Genomic DNA, 20,205 nt, shown 5'->3' with positions numbered 1-20,205 from the left:
GGCAGATGGAGAAGGATGCGCCCCTGACCGTCGCCGTGATCGGCGCCGGAATCGTGGGCTTGTGCGCGGCGCTGGAAATCCAGCGCGCCGGTCATCATGTGATCCTCATCGAACCAGGCGATCCCGGTGGCCGGCAGGCAGCCTCCTACGGCAATGCGACCTGGATCAACCCCGGCGCGATCGCGCCGATTTCCCTGCCCGGACTGTGGCGCAAGGTACCCGGCTTCCTGCTTGACCGGACCGGACCGTTCACCGTGCGATGGCGGGACTTGCCGCGGCATGCGGGCTGGCTCGCCCGCTTCATCGCGGCTGGCCGGGACTGGGATCGCATCGCGACGATCGCGCGCCGGCGCTACCCGCTTTGCAAGGATACGGTGACCGATCATCAGTCCTATGCGGCCGAGGCCGGCGTCGGCCACCTGATCCGGCAGCAAGGCCTGGTCTATGTCTATCCGGATCGGTCAGCCTTCGCTGCCGAGAGCCGGATCTGGACGATGCGGCAGGAATTGGGCGTGCGCTTCAGCGAGGTCGAGGAAGCCGAACTGCGCCGCCTCCAGCCGGAGCTGTCGCCGCGTTACCGTTTCGGCGCGCGGCTCGACGATGCCGGCCAGATCGCCGATCCCGGCGCTTATTGCGCCGCCCTTGCTCGGCTCCTGGAGGCGCGCGGAGCGCAGCGCGTCGGCGCGCGCGCGGCCAGCTTTGTTCTCGACGACGGCAAGCTGCGCGCCGTCATGACCGACCAAGGGCCGGTCGCCTGCCAGCGCGCCGTCCTTGCAGCGGGCATCGGCTCTGCCGGCCTGGCCCGGCTCGCCGGAGACCGCGTGCCGCTGATCTCCGAACGTGGCTATCACATCGTCATCCCCGAGCCGGGCGTCGAGCTGGGCGCCGGGCTGATGCCGTCGGATGGCCAGATGGGCGTCGTCTCGACGCCACAGGGGCTGCGGCTCGCCGGGCAGGTCGAACTCGCCGATCCTGCCGCCGAACCGGACTGGCGCCGCGCCGAGATCCTGCTCGGCTTTGCCCGCAAGATGTTTCCCGGACAGGCCGATCGATTCGGGACCCCCGCAATCGATCGCTGGATGGGCAACCGCCCCTCCACGCCCGATGGCCTGCCCTGTATTGGCTTTGCGTCCCGCTCGCCCGATATCCTGCACGCATTCGGCCATGCCCATACCGGGCTCACCCAGGCGCCGGCGACCGGCAAGCTCGTCGCTGCGCTGATCGACGGCCGCGAGCCGCCCTTCGATCCTGCTCCCTATTCCGCCCGGAGATTCGGCCGATGAGCGAGCGCCTGCTCTATCTTTCGCGTAACGATGTGAAGAGCCTCGCCGTCGCCCCCGGCGAAGCGCGCGAGGCCGTGCTCCGCGCCTTTCGCGACCATGCAGCCGGCCTCAACCGCAGCCTGCCCAAGAGCGCGCTGGGGCTCGGTCCCGGCCATGGCTTCCAGGCGATGACGGCCGCCTCGCAGGCGGACGGGATCGCCACGCTGAAATGGGTCGCGATGGCGCCGGTCGGCGCGGGCAGCGCGGTGCCCGGCATCAACGCCCTGATCTGCGTCAGCGACTACGCCAGCGGCGCGCCGCTGGCCGTGCTCGACGGCGACGAGATCACGCTGATCCGCACCGCAGCGCTCTCGGCCGCCGCCGCCGCGCGCATGGCGCCAGCCGCGCCCAAGACCATCGGCTTCGTCGGCTGCGGTCTACAGGCCCATGCCCATCTCGCCGCCTTCCTCGACCTTTATCCCGGCCTGACCACGGTGCTGGCCTTGAGCCGCAGCCGCTCCTCGGCGGAACGCCTGGCAGAGGCTGCCTCGGAACGAGGGCTCGCCACCGAAATCGTCGCGGAGGCCGACACGCTGCTCGCCCGCAGCGACATCGTTATCTCGATGGTGCCGGGCGCGCCGGGTTTGAAGCCCTTCCTCGATGTCCGGCTGATGAAGCCGAGCGCCTTTGCCGCCGCCGTCGATATCGGCCGCAGCTGGATGCCCGAGAACCTGCCGGCCTTCGACGTGCTGGTCACGGACAGCCTGGCGCAGTCGAAGGCGCCCTACGACATCGATGGCAACCCGGTGACGACGGTCCGCTTCGGCCACGATCTGGTCGAGCTTGCGAACGCAGCCCATCCCACGGCGCCGGGCAGCCGTTCCTTCTTCTGCTTCCGCGGCTTTGCCCTTGCCGATCTGGCGCTTGCGCATCTCGTCGTCGGCCAAGCGCGCGAACGCGGCATCGGGACGATGCTGCCGCGATGAATGCCAGGCCCGCCTTCGCCCATATCCTCAACGTTGCCGATGCGCGCCGCGCCGCTTCGCGGCGGCTGCCCCGCGGTCTGTTCGAATATGTCGATCGCGGCAGCGAAGACGAGGTCTCGATCGCGACCAATCGCAGCCAGCTCGATGCGATCAGGCTTTCTCCCGCCGTGTTGGTCAATGTCTCGCAACGTTCGACCGAGGCCGAGATCCTCGGCCGCCGCCAGCCGCTTCCCCTGGTCATCGCGCCAACCGCCGTCGCCGGCCTCGTCTGGCACGATGGCGAGATCGCGATCGCCAAAGCGGCGGCGGCCGCGGGCGTTCCGTTCTGCGTCTCGACCCAGTCGATCACCGCGATCGAACGCATCGCGGCGGAGTCAGGCGCCCGGCTCTGGTTCCAGCTCTATGTCTGGAAGAACCGGCAGCGCATGCTCGCTTTGCTCGACCGGGCCTGGGCTGCCGGCGCCGAGACGCTTGTCCTGACCGTCGACACCGCCGTCGGCCCGAACCGCGAATACAACCTCCGCAACGGCTTCGGCATCCCTCTCAAGGCCTCGTGGCGGGCCGGCCTCGACCTCGCGCTGCACCCGCGCTGGACCGCCTCTGTCATGCTGCGCGCGCTGGCGACGGGCGGCGTGCCGACTTATGCGCATTATCCCGATGAGTTCCGCACGAAGCTCGGGCGCGCCTCGCTTTCCGACGAACTCAGCCTGGCGACCGACGTGACCTGGAAGGACATCGAGCTGTTGCGCCGGCACTGGCGCGGCAAGCTCGTGCTCAAGGGCATCCTGCGGGTGGACGATGCGCAGGCGGCGGCGGCTCACGGCGTCGACGCCATCGTCGTATCGAACCATGGCGCGCGCAATCTCGACTGCGCCCCCGGCCCGACGCAGGTGCTGCCGGCGATCGCCGATGCGGTCGCCGGCCGGCTGGAGATCCTGGCCGATAGCGGCGTGCGCCGCGGCGCCGACATCGCCCGCTTCCTCGCGCTGGGCGCAAGCGGCGTCCTCATTGGGCGCGCGCCGCTCTATGGCGTGGCGATCGGGGGAGCGGAGGGAGCGGGCCGCATCCTCGACATCCTCGCCAACGAACTCGGGATCACCATGGGAATGCTGGGGGCGCCTGCCCTCGCCGATTTGCGTCGAGCGGCCGATCAGGCCTGAGAACCGGAGAGTGCGCAATGAACGTTGCCCAGGCCATGACCGCCATCCTCAAGAAGGAAGGGGTGGAACTGCTGTTCTGCTACCCGACGAACAAGCTGATCGACGAGGCCGCCCTCGTCGGCATCCGGCCGATCGTCGTGCGCCAGGAACGCACCGGCATGCATATGGCCGATGCCTATTCGCGGCTGTCTTCAGGCCGGAAGTTCGGCGTCTTCGCCATGCAGCACGGGCCGGGCATCGAGAACTCCTACGGCTCCGTCGCGCAGGCCTATGCCGATTCGGTGCCTGTTCTCGTGATCCCGCAGGGCTATCCGCAGCGGGTCTCCGGCATCAAGCCCAACTTCAACGCCGTCCAGAGCATGCGCGACATCACCAAGTCGGCGGAGCAGCTCAATCTCCCCGGCGAGGTCGTCAATGTGATGCGCCGTGCCCTGAGCCAGCTTCGCAACGGCCGCGGTGGGCCCGTGCTCGTCGAGGTGCCGAACGATCTCTGGACCGCCGAGCTGGCGCAGCCGGAGGACTACGTCCCGGTCCGCGGCCACCGCACGGCGCCCGATCCCGACGACATCATCCGCGCTGCCGAGTTGATCGGCGCGGCCCGCAACCTCGTGATCCACGCCGGCCAGGGCGTGCACTACGCCGAAGCCTGGGACGAGCTGCGCGCATTGGCCGAGCGCCTCGCCTGCCCGGTCGTCACCACGCTGCCCGGCAAGAGCGCGTTCCCCGAGGATCACCCCCTCTCGCTCGGCTCCGGCGGCCTGACCTATCCCATGCCGGTGAAGGCCTTCCTCGACGAGGCCGACGTCATCCTCGGCATTGGCTGCAGCTTCACCGAGACGCTGTTCGCCGTGCCGGTGCCGAAGGGCAAGCGCATCATCCACATGACGCTCGATTCGGGGCATCTCAACAAGGATGTGCCCGCCGACATCGGCCTCGTCGGCGATGCGAAACTGGCGTTGCAGGGGCTGCTCGCCGAGCTGGAGCGGCGCGGCGTACACTCCGACAAGGGCGAGGCCGTTGCCGCCCGCATCCGCGGGGCCCGCGAAGCCTGGCTCGCCGAATGGATGCCGAAGCTGACCTCGGCCGAGACGCCGATCAATCCCTACCGCGTCGTCTGGGAGCTGATGGCGGCGACGCGCAACGAGCCAACGATCATCACCAACGACGCCGGGCGCCCGCGCGACCAGCTCACGCCCTTCTGGGTCGCGCGCGACCCGCTGAGCTTCGTCGGTTGGGGCAAGACCACCCAGCTCGGCTATGGCCTCGGCATCGCCATGGGCGCAAAGCTCGCACGGCCGGACAAGCTCTGCATCAATGTCTGGGGCGACGCGGCGATCGGCTTTACCGGCATGGATATCGAGACGGCGGCGCGCGAGCGCATCCCGATCCTCTCGATCCTGTTCAACAACGGCGGCATGGCCACTGAGCTGAACAGCATCCCCAATGCGATACGCCTCTACGCCGCCAATCGCATCACCGGCAATTACTGCGAGATGGCGCGCGCCTTTGGCGCCTATGCGGAGCGCATCACCGACCCGTCCGAGATCCGCGGCGCGATCGAGCGCGGTATCGCCAGGACGAAGGAAGGCCAGCCGGTCCTGCTCGAGTTCATCACGGCGCAGGAAACCGCGATGTCGAAAGCCTGAGGCGATGGCGCTCGCGCGCTGCTTCGATGTCGAGGATGTGCGCCGCCTCGCAAAGCGGCGGCTGCCGAAGGGCCTGTTCAACTTCATCGACCGGGCAACCGAAGACGATCTGGCGCGGGACCGCAATCGCGCCGCGTTCCGCGCGCTGACGTTTCTGCCGCGCACGCTCGTCGACGTCGCGGGACGCTCGACCGAATGCGTGCTGTTCGGCCGGCGCCATGCCATGCCGCTCGCGGTCGCGCCAGCCGGGCCGGCCGGCCTGTTGTGGTATCGCGGCGAGCTTGCGCTGGCCAAGGCCGCGCAACGCGCCAATCTGCCTTTCACCCTCTCGACCTACTCCACCGTCGCCATGGCCGATGTCGCGGCGACGGGGGCGACCGTCTGGCAACAACTCTATTTCTGGAGCGACCGCTCGCTCACCGACGCCATCGTCGACCGGGCGCGCGATCTGGACTTTCGCGTCCTTGTCGTGACGGTCGACACGCCCGTGCTCGGCCGGCGCGAATATCTCCGGCGCGACCGGTTGCTACCGCCCTATGGCCCCTCGCTGGCATCCTGCGTGGAGATGCTGCGCCATCCCCGCTGGCTCGCCGGCGTTGCCCTGCGCTATCTCGCAACCGGCGGCTTGCCGCGCGTTGTCAATCGTCCACCGCCGGCTTCCGGCCTCGGAGCCGAGGAGATTGCCCGACGCACCTCGCTCTGCCCATCCGTGACCTGGGACGACATCGCCAGGCTTCGCCAGCGCTGGCCGCACAAGCTGCTGCTGAAGGGCATCATGCGCGAGGAGGAGGCGGGGCGCGCTTTCGCCCTCGGCTGCGACGGCGTCGTCGTCTCCAACCACGGCGGACGCAATCTCGACGGTGCCGCCAGCACGCTCGACGCTCTGCCCCGCATCGTCGCCGCGGCCGGCGGCAGCGGCTCCGTCCTGGTCGATGGCGGCATCCGCCGCGGCAGCGACATCGCGAAGGCGCTCGCGCTGGGCGCCCGAGCGGTGCTCGCCGGCAGCGCCCCGCTCTACGGCGTCGCGGCCGCGGGCGAGGCGGGCGCGAGTCACGTGCTCGGCCTGCTGCAAGCCGAACTGGACCGCACGATGGCGCTGACCGGAAGTCGCACCATAGGCGAGCTCACGCGGGATCTGCTCGGACCCGGCCAAACGGAGGACTGCCATGGCGCCTGAGAAGGGCAAGGACGCCGATGTCATCGTCGTCGGCGCAGGCGTGGCCGGCGCCAGCGCCTTCTTCGAAGCGGCGATGGCCGGTGCCGTCGTCATCGGCATCGACGCGGCTCCCGGTTTCGGCGGCACCGCCCGGCTCGCTGGCGGCGGCATGTGCGTGCCGGGGACATCGCTTCAGGCCGCGCGCGGCATCGTCGACTCGGCCGATCTCGCCCTCGCGGACCTCGAAGCCGGTGGTCATGAGTTCGACCGCGATTGGGCTCGCTGCTATTTCGAGCGTGGTTCCGCGGAACTGATCGATTGGCTCACCGGGCTCGGCGTGAGCTTTCCGGACATCAGGCATTTCGAAGGCGACAGCGTTCCGCGCTTCCACCGTCCGCTGGACGGGGGTGCCGGGCTCATGGACGTGCTCTGGCAGCGCATCAGGGAATGCGGCTCGCCATCGGCCTGGCGCTTCGGCTGGCGGCTGACCGAACTCATTATCGCCGATGGCAGGGTTGGCGGCGTGATCTGCCATGACGGAGAGGGGCGCGAGCAGCGGCTGCGCGCCCCGGCGGTCGTGATCGCCATCGGCGGCTTCGCTGGCAGCCTGGCGATGATCCGCCGCCATGCCCGCCGGCTCGCGGGCGTGCCGCAGGTTCTGGCGGGCGGCGGCCCCGGCGCCCAGGGCGAGGCGATCAGCATCCTGCAACGCCATGGCGTTCGCTTCGACCATCTCGACGAACTCTACTGCTACGCGACGGGCGTTCCGGATTATCGCGACCCGGCCGGCGAGCGCGGCGTCGTCTTCAGGGGCAATACCGGTTGGCTCTGGCTCAATCGGGTCGGCGCGCGCTTCCACGACGAAAGCCAGTCGACCAGCGGCAACCTCGCCGTGCCGCGCCTGCTGGCCCAGCCCGGTGCGACGGCATGGGCGATCTTCGACGAAGCCATGCTGCCTGCGATCACCGTCGACGACCATCATGTCCCGCCTGGCTCGGAAACCGGCAACGAGGCTGCGAGGCGCCATCTCGCACATTCCCCTTGGGCGTGGCAGGCCGATACGCTCGACGAACTCTTCCGCCGCGCCGGCATCGATGCGGATGGCGCCAGACATACCGTCGCGCAATGGAACGCCGCGCTTGCCGCAGGGCTGGCACGCGACCCCGCGACGCATCGGCCGCTCGCCGGCCTTTCGCCGCTGGCCGAACCGCCCTTCCACGCGGTCCGCTTCGTGCCGATCGGCCGCAAGGTGATGGGCGGGGTGCAGACCGACCGGCAATGCCGCGCCCTGCTGGAGCTCGGCGGAACTCTGCCCGGCCTCTATGCTGCGGGCGAGGTGGCGGGGATGGCCGGCGGCCATATCGGCGGCATCAAGCCGCTCGAAGGGATGATGGTCGGCCCCAGCTGCTTCAGCGGCCGCATCGCCGGACGGGAAGCGGCGGCTTTCGCCCGCTTCGCCTGAGTGCCCCCCGCCAACGACGAGGCGGACACTGGCGTAAGAATCGGAGTATGGCCTTGATGGCCGGTGGACGAGTGACAGCCTGATGCATGCGAGCGTTTCGAGCCACGAGAATGAGGCGCCCGTCGTGGATTCGGCCTCGGCGGACCCGCGCTCCCTGCGCCGCTTCGAGGATGAGCGCTTCCTGACGGGGCGAGGCCATTACGTCGACGACGAGCTCGTCCCCGATGTGCTGCATGCGATGGTGCTGCGCTCGCCGCACGCCCATGCCGCGATCCTCTCCGTCGATGCCTCGGCCGCCCGCGAGCTTCCGGGTGTCCATGCGATCTACACCGCGGCGGATATCGCCGGCCTCGGCGCGCTGCCCTGCTCGCTGGCGATTGCCGGTGACGCGCCGTTGATCGTGCCAACCAGGGAGGCTCTCGCGCGTGATTGCGCCCGGCATGTCGGCGATCCCGTCGCCCTCGTCGTGGCCGAGACGCTCGATCACGCTCGCGAAGCCTGCGAGCTCATCGCAGTCGACTACGATATCCTGCCGGCCGTCACCGACCTCGCTGCCGCCGCCGAGCCCGGCGCACCGGCAATCTGGCCGCAGGCGCCCGGCAATCTGGCGCTGCGCTATCGCCTCGGGGACGAAGCCGTCGTGGCTGCCGCCTTCGAGCGGGCTGCTCACATCGTGAGCTGCCGGGTCGTGAACAACAGGATCGTGGCGGCCGCTCTCGAGCCGCGCGCTGCGCTGGGACGTTTCGATCCGGCCAGCGGCCGCTACCGGCTGTCGCTCAGCGGCGCTTCGGTCCACGACATCCGCCGCGAGCTTGCGGCAGTGCTGTGCATCGCGCCCGAACGACTCGATGTCGCCTGCCCCGATGTCGGTGGCGGATTCGGCATGAAGAATGTCACCTATCCGGAATATGCGCTGGTGCTCGTCGCGGCCGAACGCCTCGGCAGGCCGGTGCGCTGGTTGGCCGAGCGCATCGAGGATTTTTCGGGCGGTGTCCACGCCCGGGACAATCTGACGACGGGGCGGCTTGCCCTGGACCAAAAGGGGCGCTTCCTGGCGCTTCAAGTCGAAACCATCGCTAATCTCGGCGCCTATGTCTCCTCGCTTGGCCCGGGCAGCGCTACGACGGCGCCCACTCCGGCCATGGGAGGACTCTACGACATCCCGGCGATGACGATGGATGTCCGCTGCATCTTCACCAATACCGTTCCGATCGACGCCTATAGAGGCGCCGGCAAGCCGGAGGCCAACTATCTGATCGAAAGGCTGGTGGACGAAGCGGCCCATCGCTTGGGCATCGACCCCGCCACCTTGCGCAAGCGCAATTTCATTCGTCGCTTCCCCTATCGGAAGCCCTTCGGCGCCGTGCTCGACTGCGGCAGCTTCGGCGGCAATCTCGACCGCGTGCTGGCCGCGGCCGACCGCCCCGGCTTTCGCAGCCGCAAGGCGCAATCGCGTCGGCGCGGCAAGCTGCGCGGCTTTGGCATCGGCTGCTTCCTGGAAACCTCGCGCGGCGCCCCGAACGAAGACGCCTGGTTGTCGTTGCGCGTCGATGGCGGTGTCGACATGGCGGTCGGTACCCAGTCGAACGGCCAGGGTCACGAGACAAGCTTCGCTCAACTGCTCTCGCGCGAGTTGGGCCTGCCGCTGGAGCACTTTCATCTCGTCCAGGGCGATACGGCGCGCGTGCCCAGCGGAGGCGGCCATGGCGGCGCGCGTTCCCTGCATATGGGCGGCGGCGCGCTGGTCCTCGCGGCGAGGGCGCTGGTCGAGGCCGGCAAGCTCGCTGCGGGCCAACTCCTCCAGAGCGATCCCGGCGCGGTCACCTTCGAGGGGGGCCGCTTTCGTGCTCCAGGAGCCGGCGAAGTCGGTCTCGCCGGTGTTGCGCGCCACGTCGCGGAGACGACAGGCCGGCCGCTCGCCAGCCATGGCGCGCGGCGCGACGCTCCATTGACCTTTCCGAACGGCGCGCAGGCGGCCGAGGTCGAGGTTGATCCCGATACCGGAGAAGTCGCCCTGCGGCGCTATGTCGCCGTCGACGACTACGGCTCCTTGATCAATCCCCTGCTGACCGAAGCGCAGGTGCATGGCGGGCTGGCGCAAGGCATCGGGCAGGCACTGATGGAGGAAGCCCGCTACGATCCAGATGGCGGCCAGCTCCTGAGCGCAACCTTCATGGATTATGCGATGCCGCGCGCGGTGGACCTGCCTTCATTCGAGCTATCCATGGTGGAATTGGCGACCGAGGCCAATCCGATCGGCGCGAAGGGAGCGGGGCAGGCCGGCTGTATCGGCGCTCCCCAAACCGTCATCCACGCCATCCTCGACGCGCTTCGGCCTCTCGGCGTCACGCATCTGGACATGCCCGCTACACCGGCCCGGATCTGGCGCGCGATCCAGGATGCGCGCGAGGCGAGCGCAAACGGCTAGCCGCCCGGCCGCAGAGAATTGCCGGCTAACTCGTCGCCGGTGGCCCGGCCGCGATCGTCTGTGCGCGCTTGTTGCGAAGCACGTCCGCGATGAAAAGGCGGGAAAGCGCGTGATACAGCGATTCACGCGAAATCAGGCGCGCGGTCCCATAGCCCAGCATCGAAGCTGCCATCAGTGCCAACACATTGTCGTGGTTCCCCGTCATCTCCAGAATGATGACGAAGGCGGTCATCGGAGCCTGGACGACGCCCGAGAAATATCCCGCCATGCCGAGCACTGCGGCAAGGCCGACCGGAGAGCCGAGGACAGTGCCCAAAGTGCTGCCGAGGCCGGCGCCGACGGATAGCGACGGCGCGAACAGCCCGCCTGGAATGCCTGAGACGGACGAGGCCAGGCTCGCGAAGAACTTCGCTAGAAAAAACGAAAACGGCAGCGGTGTTCCCTCGATCGCGCTTCGTGCCTGTGCATAGCCGGTGCCGAAGGTCATCCCGTCGGAGGCGATGCCGATGACGGCCACCAGCAATCCGGTCCAGGCCGCAACAATGAGCGTGCGGACCAGGGGCGTGAAACCTCGCCAGCGCCGAATGCGTCGCGTCAGCGCGATCAAGCCCATACTGAAGCAGGCTCCGAAGCCGCCCCCGACGACACCGCAGGCGACGACCAGCAACCAGTCCCGCCGGAGATCCGCGGTTGCATCCGTGATGCCGAAATAGGTGTAATTGCCGACGATGGCGAGGGAGGCGAGGCCGGCGATGATGACCGCCGAGAGGACGATGCCGTTCGTTCGGGCCTGGTATGTCTTGCTCATCTCCTCGATGGCGAAGACGATGCCCGCGAGCGGCGTGTTGAAGGCGGCGGCGATGCCGGCGGCGGAGCCTGCGAGGATCAGGCCCCGCGCCCGGGCCATCCCGCCCCACCGGGCCACTTGCAGCATGATCGACGCTCCGACCTGCACGGTCGGCCCCTCGCGGCCGATGGACGCGCCGCAGAGCAAGCCCATGACCGTCAAGACGATCTTGCCCGCGGCGATCCGCAAGGACAGAAAGCCGGAGCGGTCGCTATCCTCACGCAGGTGACGCGCGGCGATGGCCTGGGGGATGCCGCTCCCCTGCGAACCCTGCACGAAGCGAGCCGCCACGAAGGCGCAGGACAAGAACCCAAGCGGCGTGACCAACAGAGGCAGGAAGCGCAGGCCGCCCTCCCGGCCGGAGACCAGTTCGAACAGGAGCTGCGCCTTGTCGGCCAGCATGGCAAACGCTGCGCTGACGACGCCGATGGCCAGCGCGCCGAGCCAGAAGACCAGCCGTTGGCGCCAGTAGCGCGGCGTCACCGCCAAGGCGCGGGAGCGCCGGATAATTCGTATTCTGCCAGGGGAATACGGCAAGCGATCCGCCCTCTCGATAGACGTCTCTGGGCTTACTAGGTCCCCCGGTCAGGATGTCCAGCAAAATGCCCATGCCGGCGTGCCGGCCGGCTATCGCATGAAGGACCCGTGATCAAATAAGCGGTTCGGTATAACCATCTGAAATAATTAGCGTTCGACTCGCGCGATTGTTAGCAGCTAGGCGCGGGGCCTCGAAACGTCCAATAGACCGGCTTCGCTGAGAATGGCGAAGGACAAGGTTCCGGGCGGCTCTTCGGCAGCATCTGGGCTGCGACGGCGCGGGCACGGTTAGAATCCGCCGTCCCGGCTCTCGGCTTTCAGGCTACATCTGCGGACGGTCCGTCAGTGCAGCCCGCGCCGCCTGCAGGTCTCAGCCGCGTTTGTTTCGATCGTGCATGGCGTGTCGCAGGTCGGAACTTCGCTGCCGGGCAAGGGTTGTTAGTTTACGGCTTCCACAAAGCTCGACAGATCATCCACGCCGTATCCTCGCTGGAGGATGACGATGCTTATCGTGACAGAAAATCGCCCATTCATTGCCCCTAATCCGATCGAAACGCCCGAACAATTTCGAGACGCACTGGAGCGGCTGCGGTGTCTTGAATTCGAGGCCGGCGATGCTCCCAGAGGACGAGAGCGGGCCGAACTGGAACTCAGCATCTGCCGCTATCTCGCCAACTGCGGGCAGCGCATTCGTTGATTTTCTCAAGCTGCACATGACGGCGGACTGCGCCGTGTTAGCGCGAGACATCGGACCCCAGAACGCATCGCCGTGACAGTCGGTCGGTGCCGGGCCGGGACCCTCGTCCTCTTAGCCGCCCAGACAATCTGTCCTTGGACGAGATCCGACACCTATCCGCCCGGGCCCGGTCACTTCCAGCCGAAAACCTGTACCAGCGCCGGAAACATGATGATGACGAAGAGCACCGGCAGGAAGAACAGGATCATCGGCACGGTCAGTTTCGGCGGCAGGGACGCGGCTTTCTTCTCGGCGGCGTTCATGCGCTGATCGCGGCTCTCCTGCGCCAGGGTGCGCAGCGCCGTGCCGAGCGGAGTTCCGTAGCGTTCCGCCTGGATCAGGGCCGTCGAGACCGACTTGACGCCTTCGAGCCCGGTCCGCATCGCAAGGTTCTCATAGGCGATCCTGCGGTCGGTCAGATAGGAAAGCTCCGCCGTGCAGAGAGCGAACTCCTCGGCCAACGGCACGGACTGGCCGCCGATCTCGTTCGCGACCTTGCGGAAGGCCTGCTCGATCGACATGCCTGATTCCACGCAGATCAGCAGCAGGTCGAGCGCGTCCGGAAAAGCCAGGCGCATCGAGAGCTGCCGCTTGCTGATCTGGTTGGACAGGAAGACCTCCGGCGCCTTGATGCCGAGATAGGCGCCGCCGATCGCGATCGCGATTTTCATCGGCAGCGATTGACCGAAACCGTTGATGAGGAAGAGATAGAACAGCGCGAACAGGAAAAAGCCGACGGGGACGGCCAGCCGGAAGAACAGGAAGGTGATTTCCGACTGCGGCCCACGATAGCCTGCCATGGTGAGCTGCCTCCTGGCGCTCTCGGTTCCGAGCCAGTCGCCGAGCTTGAACTGCTCGACGATGCGCCTCATATAGGCCTTCGGCTCCTGGCGCAGGCTCACTCTCTCGTTCTGGCGATTGAGCCGCTCGCGCTCGCGGGCTCGGATCTTTTCGCGCTCCGTCGCGACGTTCTTCATGCGCTTCTGGAGGGTGTTGCCCTCCGTCAGTGGGATGGCGACGGTCAGCACCGTGGCGGCCGCGGCGACGGCGGCCAGCAGCGCGAGCATGAATTGCGGATCGGTGAGCCTGTCGACGATCTGGGAAATCACGCTTCCACCTCAGATCTCGAAATTGATCATCTTGCGCATGATCAAGACGCCTATCAGCATCCAAATCCCGCAGCCGACGAGCGCGAGCTTGCCCATCTGGGTAAGCCATAGGAGCTCGATATATCGCGGGGTGGTGATATAGACGAGCAGAGCCACGGTCGGCGGCAGGGCGCCGATGATCCCGGCGGACGCCTTGGCCTCCATCGAGACCGCCTGGATCTTGTCGCGCATCTTGCGCCGCTCGCGCAGGACGCGCGAGAGATTAGCCAGGGTCTCGGACAGGTTGCCGCCGGTTCTCTGCTGGATGGCGATCACGATGCCGAAGAAATTGGCTTCCGCGCAGGGCATCCGCTCGTAGAGCTTTCCCGCAGCCTCGGCGAGCGGCAAGCCGAGCGTCTGGGCCTCGATGATCTGCCGGAATTCCCCCCTGACGGGCTCAGTGGCTTCCGATGCAATGATGCGCAGACAATCATTGACGGGAAGACCGGCTTTGATGCCACGGACGATAACGTCGAGCGCGTTGGGGAACTCGATGGCGAACCGCTTCAGACGTTTCGTTTTGCAGTGCTTCAGGAACCAGGCCGGCAGGCCCAGCCCCCCGATGAAAAGACCGACGGCCGCCATGATCATATTGCCGCTCAAGATCAGCAGGACGAGGCCTGTGACGATGGCGGTCACCGCGCAAGTCATGTAGTATTTCCGGCGGGTCCAGCCCAGACCCGCTTGGCCGATACGTTGTTCAAGCGTCAGTTTGTTGCGCGCATTTTCGCGGTTTTCGATCTCTTTGAGGCTTTGCGCGACCTGCCCGCGTTTCGCCCTGGCCTGCGCTTCCCGGTCGATGCTGCGCATCGTGCTCGGGCCGGCGAATTCCTTCCGCCGCTTCTCGGCTCGCTTCTCGCCGCTCAGCGTGGGGTACAGCAGCGCATAGACGACTCCGCCGACGGCGAACATGGCGAGGACGGCAATGGCGAGCGTGCTCGAATTCATGGGCTGACTCCCGACAAGGGCCTCCGCTCAGGCTGCAAAGCCTTCATTGACCTGCTCGAGCTGGTCGATGGCGGTGGCAAGCCGATGCTCCTCGCCGAAATAACGAGCCCGTTCCCAGAAGCGTGGACGGCCGATGCCGGTCGAACGGTGGCGGCCGATGAGCTTGCCCGCGGCGTCCTCGCCGAGCACGTCGTAGAGCATCAGGTCCTGCGTCGTGATGACCTCGCCTTCCATCCCCATCACCTCCGTGATGTGGGTGATGCGGCGCGAGCCGTCGCGCAGGCGCTGCGCCTGGATGATGACATCGACCGAGGAGCAGATCATCTCGCGCAGGGTCTTCGACGGCAGCGAGAAGCCTCCCATGGTGATCATCGACTCGATACGACTGAGACATTCGCGCGGCGAGTTGGCGTGGAGTGTGCCCATCGAGCCGTCATGGCCGGTGTTCATCGCCTGGAGAAGGTCGAAGGCCTCCGGTCCGCGCACCTCGCCGACGATGATCCGCTCGGGACGCATGCGCAGGCAGTTCTTGACGAGATCGCGCATCGTCACCGCGCCGGTGCCCTCGAGATTGGGCGGGCGCGTCTCGAGGCGCACCACATGCGGCTGCTGGAGCTGGAGCTCGGCGGCGTCCTCGCAGGTGATGACGCGTTCGTCATGGTCGATGAAGTTGGTCAGGCAGTTCAGCAGCGTCGTTTTGCCGGAACCGGTGCCGCCGGAGATGACGATGTTGCAGCGGACGCGGCCGATGATCTTCAGGATCTCGGCGGCCGGCGGCGAGACCGCGCCGAACTTGACGAGCTGGTCGAGCGTCAGCTTGTCCTTCCTGAATTTGCGGATCGTGAGCGCGGGTCCGTCGATCGCGAGCGGCGGCGCGATGACGTTGACGCGCGAGCCGTCGGCCAGGCGCGCGTCGCAGATCGGCGAGCTTTCGTCGACCCGCCGGCCGACCTGGCTGACGATGCGCTGGCAGATGTTCATCAGCTGCGCATTGTCGCGGAAGCGGATGTTGGTGAGCTGGATCTTGCCGCCCGTCTCGATGAAGGTGCGGTTCGAGCCGTTGACCATGATGTCGGCGATGTCGTCGCGCGCCAGCAGCGGCTCGAGCGGGCCGTAGCCGAGGACGTCGTTGCAGATGTCGTCGAGCAGTTCTTCCTGCTCGGCGATGGAAAGCACGACATTCTTCAGCGAGATGATCTCGTTGATGATGTCGCGGATTTCCTCGCGCGCCGATTCGGAGTCGAGCTTCGCGAGCTGCGACAGATCGATCGCCTCGATCAGCGCCCCGAAGATCATGCTCTTCATCTGATAATATTCTTCGGAGCGCGTCGCCGCCTCGACCGGCGCCAGCTTGCGCTCCTCGGCCGAGGGCTGGACCTGCTCCGGCATGCGCGCCGGCTGAAGGGCCGCGAGGCTCCTTGGGCTCAGGTTCGGCGCGACGGTCGCGCCCGCGGATCGCTTCCCGAACATCTCAACACACTCCCGCGCGTGCCGCGTGCGCACGCACATTCCTGCTTGCCCGGCCCGATCCTCCGACAGACTGTCCGTCCGGCCCGTTTCGCGTCATCAGGAAGCCTTGCGACGCTTCAGCTTTGCGACCAGGGGCTCGAACAGGCTGCGTCGGCCGCGCTTGGCCTCGCCGCGGCCGGTCAGCGCGCTGGCGACCTGGGTGAACGCCTCGCTCGCCTTGCTGCCGGCCTGGACCTCGGCGATCATCTGCCCGTTGTTGGCAGCCGTGCCGAAGAGCTGCGCGTCGAAGGGGATCGTGCAGAGGACGTCGATGCCAAGCGCCTTGGAGAACTCGCCGGCACTGATCTCCGGCCGTTTGGGCACGCCGACCTTGTTCAGTACGAGACGGGCGACCGCGTCGTTGGGCCGGGTCGCGCGCGACAGATCGACGATGTTCTTGGCATTGCGAAGGGAAGCCAGCTCCGGCTCGGCGACCACCACGATCTCGTCCGCACCGACGAGCGTCCGCTTGACCCAGCTGCTCCACTGATGCGGCACGTCGAGGACGATGCAGGGCACACTGGCGCGCAGCAACTCCAGCAACTGCTCCAGCGCGTCCTCGTCGAGATCGATGGTCCGGTCGAGAACTGCTGGCGCCGCGAGCAGGGCCAGATTGTCGCTGCAACGCGAAAGAAGCCTGTCCAGCATGTTCGAGTCGAGGCGCTCCGGGGCGAAGACCGCTTCCGCGATGCCCTGGGGCGGATCCTGGTTGAAGTTGAGGCCTGCGGTGCCCCAGGCGATGTCGAGATCGACGATCACGGTGGAGGCGTCGAGATTCCGCGCGATCGCCCAGGACATGTTGTGTGCGATGGTGGAGGCGCCGACACCGCCCTTCGCGCCCACGACTGCGATGACGCGGCCGAGATGGCGGGCTTCCGGAGCGACGTAGAGTTCCGACAGGGTGCGCAGCAGGTCGAGCGTCTCAAGCGGCGCGATCAGATATTCGCTGACCCCGCGGCGCAGCAGCTCCCGATAGAGCTGCACGTCGTTGACATGGCCGATCACCACCACCTTCGTGCCGGGGTCGCAGCTTTCCGACAGCGCGTCGAGATGCCCGACCAGGGTCGCTGCGTCGGACATGGTCTCGAGCACGATGACGTTCGGCGTAGGCGCCGTCCGGAATGCTTCCACGGCAGCGGCCGCTCCGCCCATCTGGATGCGGGCATGGGTCTTGTCCATGCGCCGGTCGGCAACCGCCGCCTGCATCGTCGCGGCGACGGCAGGAGTCTCGCAGAAGGCCTGCAGCGTGATGCGCGGCAGCGGCGCGATGATCGCGTCGCCGGCCGCCTCGACCGAGGGTGTTTCGCTTGTCGCGGGCTGCATCAGTTGCTGCCTCCGACCGTCGAATTGATCTGCGGCGTCTGCTGGCGATACTGGGTCGACGGGTCCTTTCCGTCGCGGATCTTCGCGATGGCGCCCATCCGCTTGACGATGTCGGGGCGGCCTTCGTCGCGCGCTCTCACCAGATCGATCGGATCGGCAACCTGCGCGGCCAGCGTGGCCTGGGAGGCGCAGCCGAAATTCCAGTATGGCTCGTTCGATGCCGAGAACTTCAAATCGGAAACGCCGAGATCGGTGGGCCACTGGCCGCACTGATGTGGCACGACGGCTTGCAGCGAAGCGAAGCTCAGCCGGATCGGCGAGGCAAGGCCGGGATCCTGGATCGGGTAGCTGCGGATGCTGAGGGCGCCCGCCGGCACGCCGTTGCGGGCGAGCGCCGCGCGGATTCCATTGAGGGTGTCGTGGGTGGCCCGCTCGCGCCGGGAACCGGTCGGCACCTCCGCGACGAGGCCGCCTTTGCCGGATTTGCGATAGGCCTCGGCGAAATCGGCGACATCTTCCGCCTGGCGGCTGTCGAGCGCGGCGCCGGCCCGGCCTACGAAGACGTCGAGCGAACGCGGCGCGTCGCGCAGAACGATCGGATGCCGCTCCCGGACATCAACGGGGGCTAGGGCGGCTGGATCTGCGTTCGGACCCTTGCCGGCGCAGCCGCCGACAAGGGCGCCGAGAGCCAGAGCGAGGGTCAGCAGGCGCGGTGCTATGGCCTTCTCCCGGAGGGGGACCGTCGTGGTCGGGACATCCATCATGATGCTATCCATCCGGTTCGGTCAGTCTGCGATGAAGCCGACGCGGCCTTTGTAGGCCTGTGGGATCGGGCCGCCGCCACTGCCGTAGAGCTTGTTGAGGCGGCCGAGCAGGTAGGCCTGGGCGTCGTGGGACTCGACGAAGCCATCATCGGGCCGCTGGACCTCGTTGGGCTGCATCGGCTTGGCGATATAGGGGGTGACCGCGATCATCAGCTCGGTCTCCTCGCGTTGATAGTCGCGCGAGCGGAACAGCACGCCGATGATCGGCAGGTTCATCAGCCCGGGCAGGCCGTTGATCGATGTCTTGGAAACACGTTGGATCAAACCGGCGGTGGCCAGCGTGCCGCCGGAAGGCAATTCGACCGTCGTATCGGATTTGCGCACGCGGAAGGCGGGGACGGTGACGGTGGGTTGGTTTCGGTCGCCCTGGAGCACGATCTGGTTCTCGAAGTCGAGTTCGGTGACCTCGGTCGCGATGCGAAGGCTGATCTTGTTGGCCGAAAGCACGATCGGCGTGAAGTTGAGAGCGACGCCGATCGGCTTGTACTGGATACCGAGCGAGCAGACGGCCTTTGCCGGGTCGCAGGTGTAGCCGGTGGGGATGGGAACTTCGCCTCCTGCCGTGAACTTGGCGCTCTCTCCCGAGATCGCGGTGACGTTCGGCTCGGCCAGAACGCGGGCGAGGCCTGCGCGCTCGAGGGCGCGCAGGCTGAAATTCTGCGAATTGCCGATGCCGGCCTTGATCGCCGTGGCGGACAGGGCCTGGGGGGACAGAGAGAAGGGGTTGTCGATCGTGGGCGTCACCGAGAAGTTACCGAGCTTCCACTCGCCGGTGGAATTGATGCCGAGCTGCTTGATTGCCTTGCGCGAGACTTCCGACACCGTCACCTTGACCATTACCTGATCGCGGTCGCGGATCGTCAGCGAGTTGATCACTGCGCCCTTGGCATTGCTCTTGTCGGACACGCCGACGAAGGCGTTGGCGATGTCGACGGCCTGCGTCGCCTCCGAGGCGTTGGGAACGGTCCCGACCAGGAGGATCGAATCGCCGGCCGGCTTGATCTCGATCTGCGAATTCGGCAGCGCAGTGCGCAGGGTCTGCCGCAGGACATTGAGGTCTCGCCCGACATTGATTTCGAGCGCGGTGATCTGGCGTCCCTCGCCGTCCATCACGAACATCGAAGTCGCGCCGTCGGCGATGCCGATGACGAAGAGTTTGCGCGCCGTCCGTACAACCGCATTGGCGACCTTCGGATTCGCGACGAACACCTCCTTGGCGTCACGTGGCAGTTCGACGATGAGCGAGCGCCCGATCGAGAGGTCGAGCTTGCGCGAGATCGCGTGCTCGCTCGTTCCGACATTGAGCACCGGAGCGGCGTCCCGGGCGGGCGACTGCGCACGGACGCCGCCGGCGATCAGGACGAGCGCGGCAGCCGTTGCGAGGCGAAACGAGCATCTGGTCATGGCTTCACGCTCTTCGAGATGACACCGTAGCGCACCAGGGTCACCGAATTGTCGGCAGAGGGCGGGGGAGCCGGCTGGTTGACGTCCTTCAGGCTGCGCAGCGCCAGCGAGAGTGTCCCGCTCTTCTGCGCCTGGATCAGGACTTCGACCTGGCCGGGATCGACCTCGAGCGTCGCGGTTTCGCCGACCACGACCTTCTCGCCGTTGCGCTCTTGCACGTTCTGGCCGATCGCCAGAACGCGGATATTGCGGAGGATGGTTTCGCTGACCTGTGCTTCGCCGCGGCCGGAGGTCGACTCCCCGCGCCAGGTGCAGATCACGTCGACACGATCATTGGGCAGGATGAAGCCACCGGCGGTATTGGCGCCGCGGCTGTCGGTGCTGATCGCCACGGCGCGCATGCCGGAGGGCAGCACGGCTGAGAGGAAGCCGGTTCCGTCGGTCCTGATCAGCTTCTCGCGCCGGATCGGCTCGGCGCCGAGAATGGCGTAGCGGGCGACCTGGCCGATGATCTCCTTCTCGGCTTCAGGAGCCTCGTCCTTGCGGATGACGCCGCCCGGCACGCCGGCGATCGGCCAGTTCAGCCAGCGCAGGTCGTTGGCCGTTACGGTGTTGCCGATCGGGATGTCGCTGGCCGCGACGAGCACGGGTACGGTCGGCGCCTGCTCCACCTTGGCGACCGGAGCCGGTGCCTGCGATGGCCGCTGCACGAGCACTGCGGCGGCTAAGCCTGCCGCCAGGGCGACCACGAGAATGATGATGCGTGCGGGACTCATCGACGAACGATCCTCAGCCAGGCGGAGCTGGCCCTCATCCCGGATCGTCGCCG

General features: G+C 67.2%; 16 protein-coding genes. 8 read left to right on the top strand and 8 right to left on the bottom strand.

The window, feature by feature from the left end; translation table 11 throughout:
- Nucleotides 1–5: 5 nt before the first annotated feature.
- From AC1DEZ_RS23060 to AC1DEZ_RS23030, 7 genes are all read left to right on the top strand, one after another.
- Complete coding sequence (locus AC1DEZ_RS23060; RefSeq protein WP_476780831.1) at nucleotides 6–1,283, top strand: NAD(P)/FAD-dependent oxidoreductase; 1,278 nt, start codon at nucleotides 6–8, stop codon at nucleotides 1,281–1,283.
- On the top strand, nucleotides 1,280–2,248 hold the full coding sequence (locus tag AC1DEZ_RS23055) for a hypothetical protein (protein WP_476780830.1): 969 nt from the start codon (nucleotides 1,280–1,282) through the stop codon (nucleotides 2,246–2,248). The genes AC1DEZ_RS23060 and AC1DEZ_RS23055 overlap by 4 nt, the downstream gene beginning before the upstream one ends.
- Nucleotides 2,245–3,408: an alpha-hydroxy acid oxidase gene (locus tag AC1DEZ_RS23050; RefSeq protein WP_476780829.1), complete on the top strand. Its 1,164-nt coding sequence runs from the start codon at nucleotides 2,245–2,247 to the stop codon at nucleotides 3,406–3,408. Before AC1DEZ_RS23055 ends, AC1DEZ_RS23050 begins: the two co-directional genes overlap by 4 nt.
- A 17-nt stretch (nucleotides 3,409–3,425) precedes the next feature.
- Nucleotides 3,426–5,054: a thiamine pyrophosphate-requiring protein gene (locus AC1DEZ_RS23045; protein ID WP_476780828.1), complete on the top strand. Its 1,629-nt coding sequence runs from the start codon at nucleotides 3,426–3,428 to the stop codon at nucleotides 5,052–5,054.
- Between the two features lie 4 nt (nucleotides 5,055–5,058).
- A complete protein-coding gene (locus tag AC1DEZ_RS23040; protein ID WP_476780827.1) occupies nucleotides 5,059–6,231 on the top strand; it encodes an alpha-hydroxy acid oxidase in 1,173 nt (390 codons plus the stop codon).
- A complete protein-coding gene (locus tag AC1DEZ_RS23035) occupies nucleotides 6,221–7,672 on the top strand; it encodes an FAD-dependent oxidoreductase (protein WP_476780826.1) in 1,452 nt (483 codons plus the stop codon). The genes AC1DEZ_RS23040 and AC1DEZ_RS23035 overlap by 11 nt, the downstream gene beginning before the upstream one ends.
- A gap of 82 nt (nucleotides 7,673–7,754) precedes the next feature.
- The gene (locus AC1DEZ_RS23030) at nucleotides 7,755–10,100 is read left to right on the top strand and encodes a xanthine dehydrogenase family protein molybdopterin-binding subunit (RefSeq protein WP_476780825.1); all 2,346 of its coding nucleotides are present in this window, start codon (nucleotides 7,755–7,757) and stop codon (nucleotides 10,098–10,100) included.
- 25 nt (nucleotides 10,101–10,125) lie between these two features.
- On the opposite strand, the gene AC1DEZ_RS23025 is transcribed toward AC1DEZ_RS23030, so the two are convergent.
- Entirely contained in the window at nucleotides 10,126–11,484 is a 1,359-nt protein-coding gene (locus AC1DEZ_RS23025) for a chloride channel protein (protein WP_476780824.1), read from the bottom strand.
- Nucleotides 11,485–11,986: 502 nt separating this feature from the next.
- On the opposite strand from AC1DEZ_RS23025, the gene AC1DEZ_RS23020 reads away from it, so the two are divergent.
- On the top strand, nucleotides 11,987–12,181 hold the full coding sequence (locus AC1DEZ_RS23020; RefSeq protein ID WP_441509775.1) for a hypothetical protein: 195 nt from the start codon (nucleotides 11,987–11,989) through the stop codon (nucleotides 12,179–12,181).
- Nucleotides 12,182–12,351: 170 nt separating this feature from the next.
- Here AC1DEZ_RS23020 and AC1DEZ_RS23015 read toward each other — a convergent pair whose 3' ends face one another.
- The 7 genes from AC1DEZ_RS23015 to cpaB form a co-directional block, all read right to left on the bottom strand.
- Nucleotides 12,352–13,329, bottom strand: coding sequence for a type II secretion system F family protein (locus AC1DEZ_RS23015; protein ID WP_441509774.1), 978 nt, complete (start codon nucleotides 13,327–13,329; stop codon nucleotides 12,352–12,354).
- Nucleotides 13,330–13,338: 9 nt separating this feature from the next.
- A complete protein-coding gene (locus AC1DEZ_RS23010) occupies nucleotides 13,339–14,316 on the bottom strand; it encodes a type II secretion system F family protein (protein WP_441509773.1) in 978 nt (325 codons plus the stop codon).
- A gap of 27 nt (nucleotides 14,317–14,343) precedes the next feature.
- Complete coding sequence (locus AC1DEZ_RS23005; RefSeq protein WP_476780823.1) at nucleotides 14,344–15,786, bottom strand: CpaF family protein; 1,443 nt, start codon at nucleotides 15,784–15,786, stop codon at nucleotides 14,344–14,346.
- A gap of 96 nt (nucleotides 15,787–15,882) precedes the next feature.
- Nucleotides 15,883–17,148: a CpaE/TadZ family protein gene (locus AC1DEZ_RS23000; RefSeq protein ID WP_476780822.1), complete on the bottom strand. Its 1,266-nt coding sequence runs from the start codon at nucleotides 17,146–17,148 to the stop codon at nucleotides 15,883–15,885.
- Complete coding sequence (locus AC1DEZ_RS22995) at nucleotides 17,148–17,912, bottom strand: CpaD family pilus assembly protein (protein ID WP_476780821.1); 765 nt, start codon at nucleotides 17,910–17,912, stop codon at nucleotides 17,148–17,150. Before AC1DEZ_RS22995 ends, AC1DEZ_RS23000 begins: the two co-directional genes overlap by 1 nt.
- A gap of 21 nt (nucleotides 17,913–17,933) precedes the next feature.
- Nucleotides 17,934–19,376 (bottom strand): type II and III secretion system protein family protein, encoded by a 1,443-nt coding sequence (locus AC1DEZ_RS22990; RefSeq protein WP_476780820.1) that lies wholly within the window; start codon nucleotides 19,374–19,376, stop codon nucleotides 17,934–17,936.
- Complete coding sequence (gene cpaB, locus AC1DEZ_RS22985) at nucleotides 19,373–20,152, bottom strand: Flp pilus assembly protein CpaB (RefSeq protein ID WP_476780819.1); 780 nt, start codon at nucleotides 20,150–20,152, stop codon at nucleotides 19,373–19,375. Before cpaB ends, AC1DEZ_RS22990 begins: the two co-directional genes overlap by 4 nt.
- Nucleotides 20,153–20,205: the final 53 nt, after the last annotated feature.

This window comes from Allobosea sp. 10L422 (assembly GCF_056395345.1).
This window is presented reverse-complemented; position numbering and strand designations above follow the sequence as displayed.

Excerpts from the sequence above, each read along its gene's own strand:
- AC1DEZ_RS23005 (WP_476780823.1), bottom strand. The coding sequence starts at position 15,786 with ATGTTCGGGAAGCGATCCGCGGGCGCGACCGTCGCGCCGAACCTGAGC.
- AC1DEZ_RS22995 (WP_476780821.1), bottom strand. The coding sequence starts at position 17,912 with ATGATGGATGTCCCGACCACGACGGTCCCCCTCCGGGAGAAGGCCATA.
- AC1DEZ_RS23020 (WP_441509775.1), top strand. The coding sequence starts at position 11,987 with ATGCTTATCGTGACAGAAAATCGCCCATTCATTGCCCCTAATCCGATC.
- AC1DEZ_RS23050 (WP_476780829.1), top strand. The coding sequence starts at position 2,245 with ATGAATGCCAGGCCCGCCTTCGCCCATATCCTCAACGTTGCCGATGCG.
- AC1DEZ_RS23045 (WP_476780828.1), top strand. The coding sequence starts at position 3,426 with ATGAACGTTGCCCAGGCCATGACCGCCATCCTCAAGAAGGAAGGGGTG.
- AC1DEZ_RS23035 (WP_476780826.1), top strand. The coding sequence starts at position 6,221 with ATGGCGCCTGAGAAGGGCAAGGACGCCGATGTCATCGTCGTCGGCGCA.
- AC1DEZ_RS23030 (WP_476780825.1), top strand. The coding sequence starts at position 7,755 with ATGCATGCGAGCGTTTCGAGCCACGAGAATGAGGCGCCCGTCGTGGAT.
- cpaB (WP_476780819.1), bottom strand. The coding sequence starts at position 20,152 with ATGAGTCCCGCACGCATCATCATTCTCGTGGTCGCCCTGGCGGCAGGC.
- AC1DEZ_RS23000 (WP_476780822.1), bottom strand. The coding sequence starts at position 17,148 with ATGCAGCCCGCGACAAGCGAAACACCCTCGGTCGAGGCGGCCGGCGAC.
- AC1DEZ_RS22990 (WP_476780820.1), bottom strand. The coding sequence starts at position 19,376 with ATGACCAGATGCTCGTTTCGCCTCGCAACGGCTGCCGCGCTCGTCCTG.
- AC1DEZ_RS23010 (WP_441509773.1), bottom strand. The coding sequence starts at position 14,316 with ATGAATTCGAGCACGCTCGCCATTGCCGTCCTCGCCATGTTCGCCGTC.
- AC1DEZ_RS23060 (WP_476780831.1), top strand. The coding sequence starts at position 6 with ATGGAGAAGGATGCGCCCCTGACCGTCGCCGTGATCGGCGCCGGAATC.
- AC1DEZ_RS23040 (WP_476780827.1), top strand. The coding sequence starts at position 5,059 with ATGGCGCTCGCGCGCTGCTTCGATGTCGAGGATGTGCGCCGCCTCGCA.
- AC1DEZ_RS23055 (WP_476780830.1), top strand. The coding sequence starts at position 1,280 with ATGAGCGAGCGCCTGCTCTATCTTTCGCGTAACGATGTGAAGAGCCTC.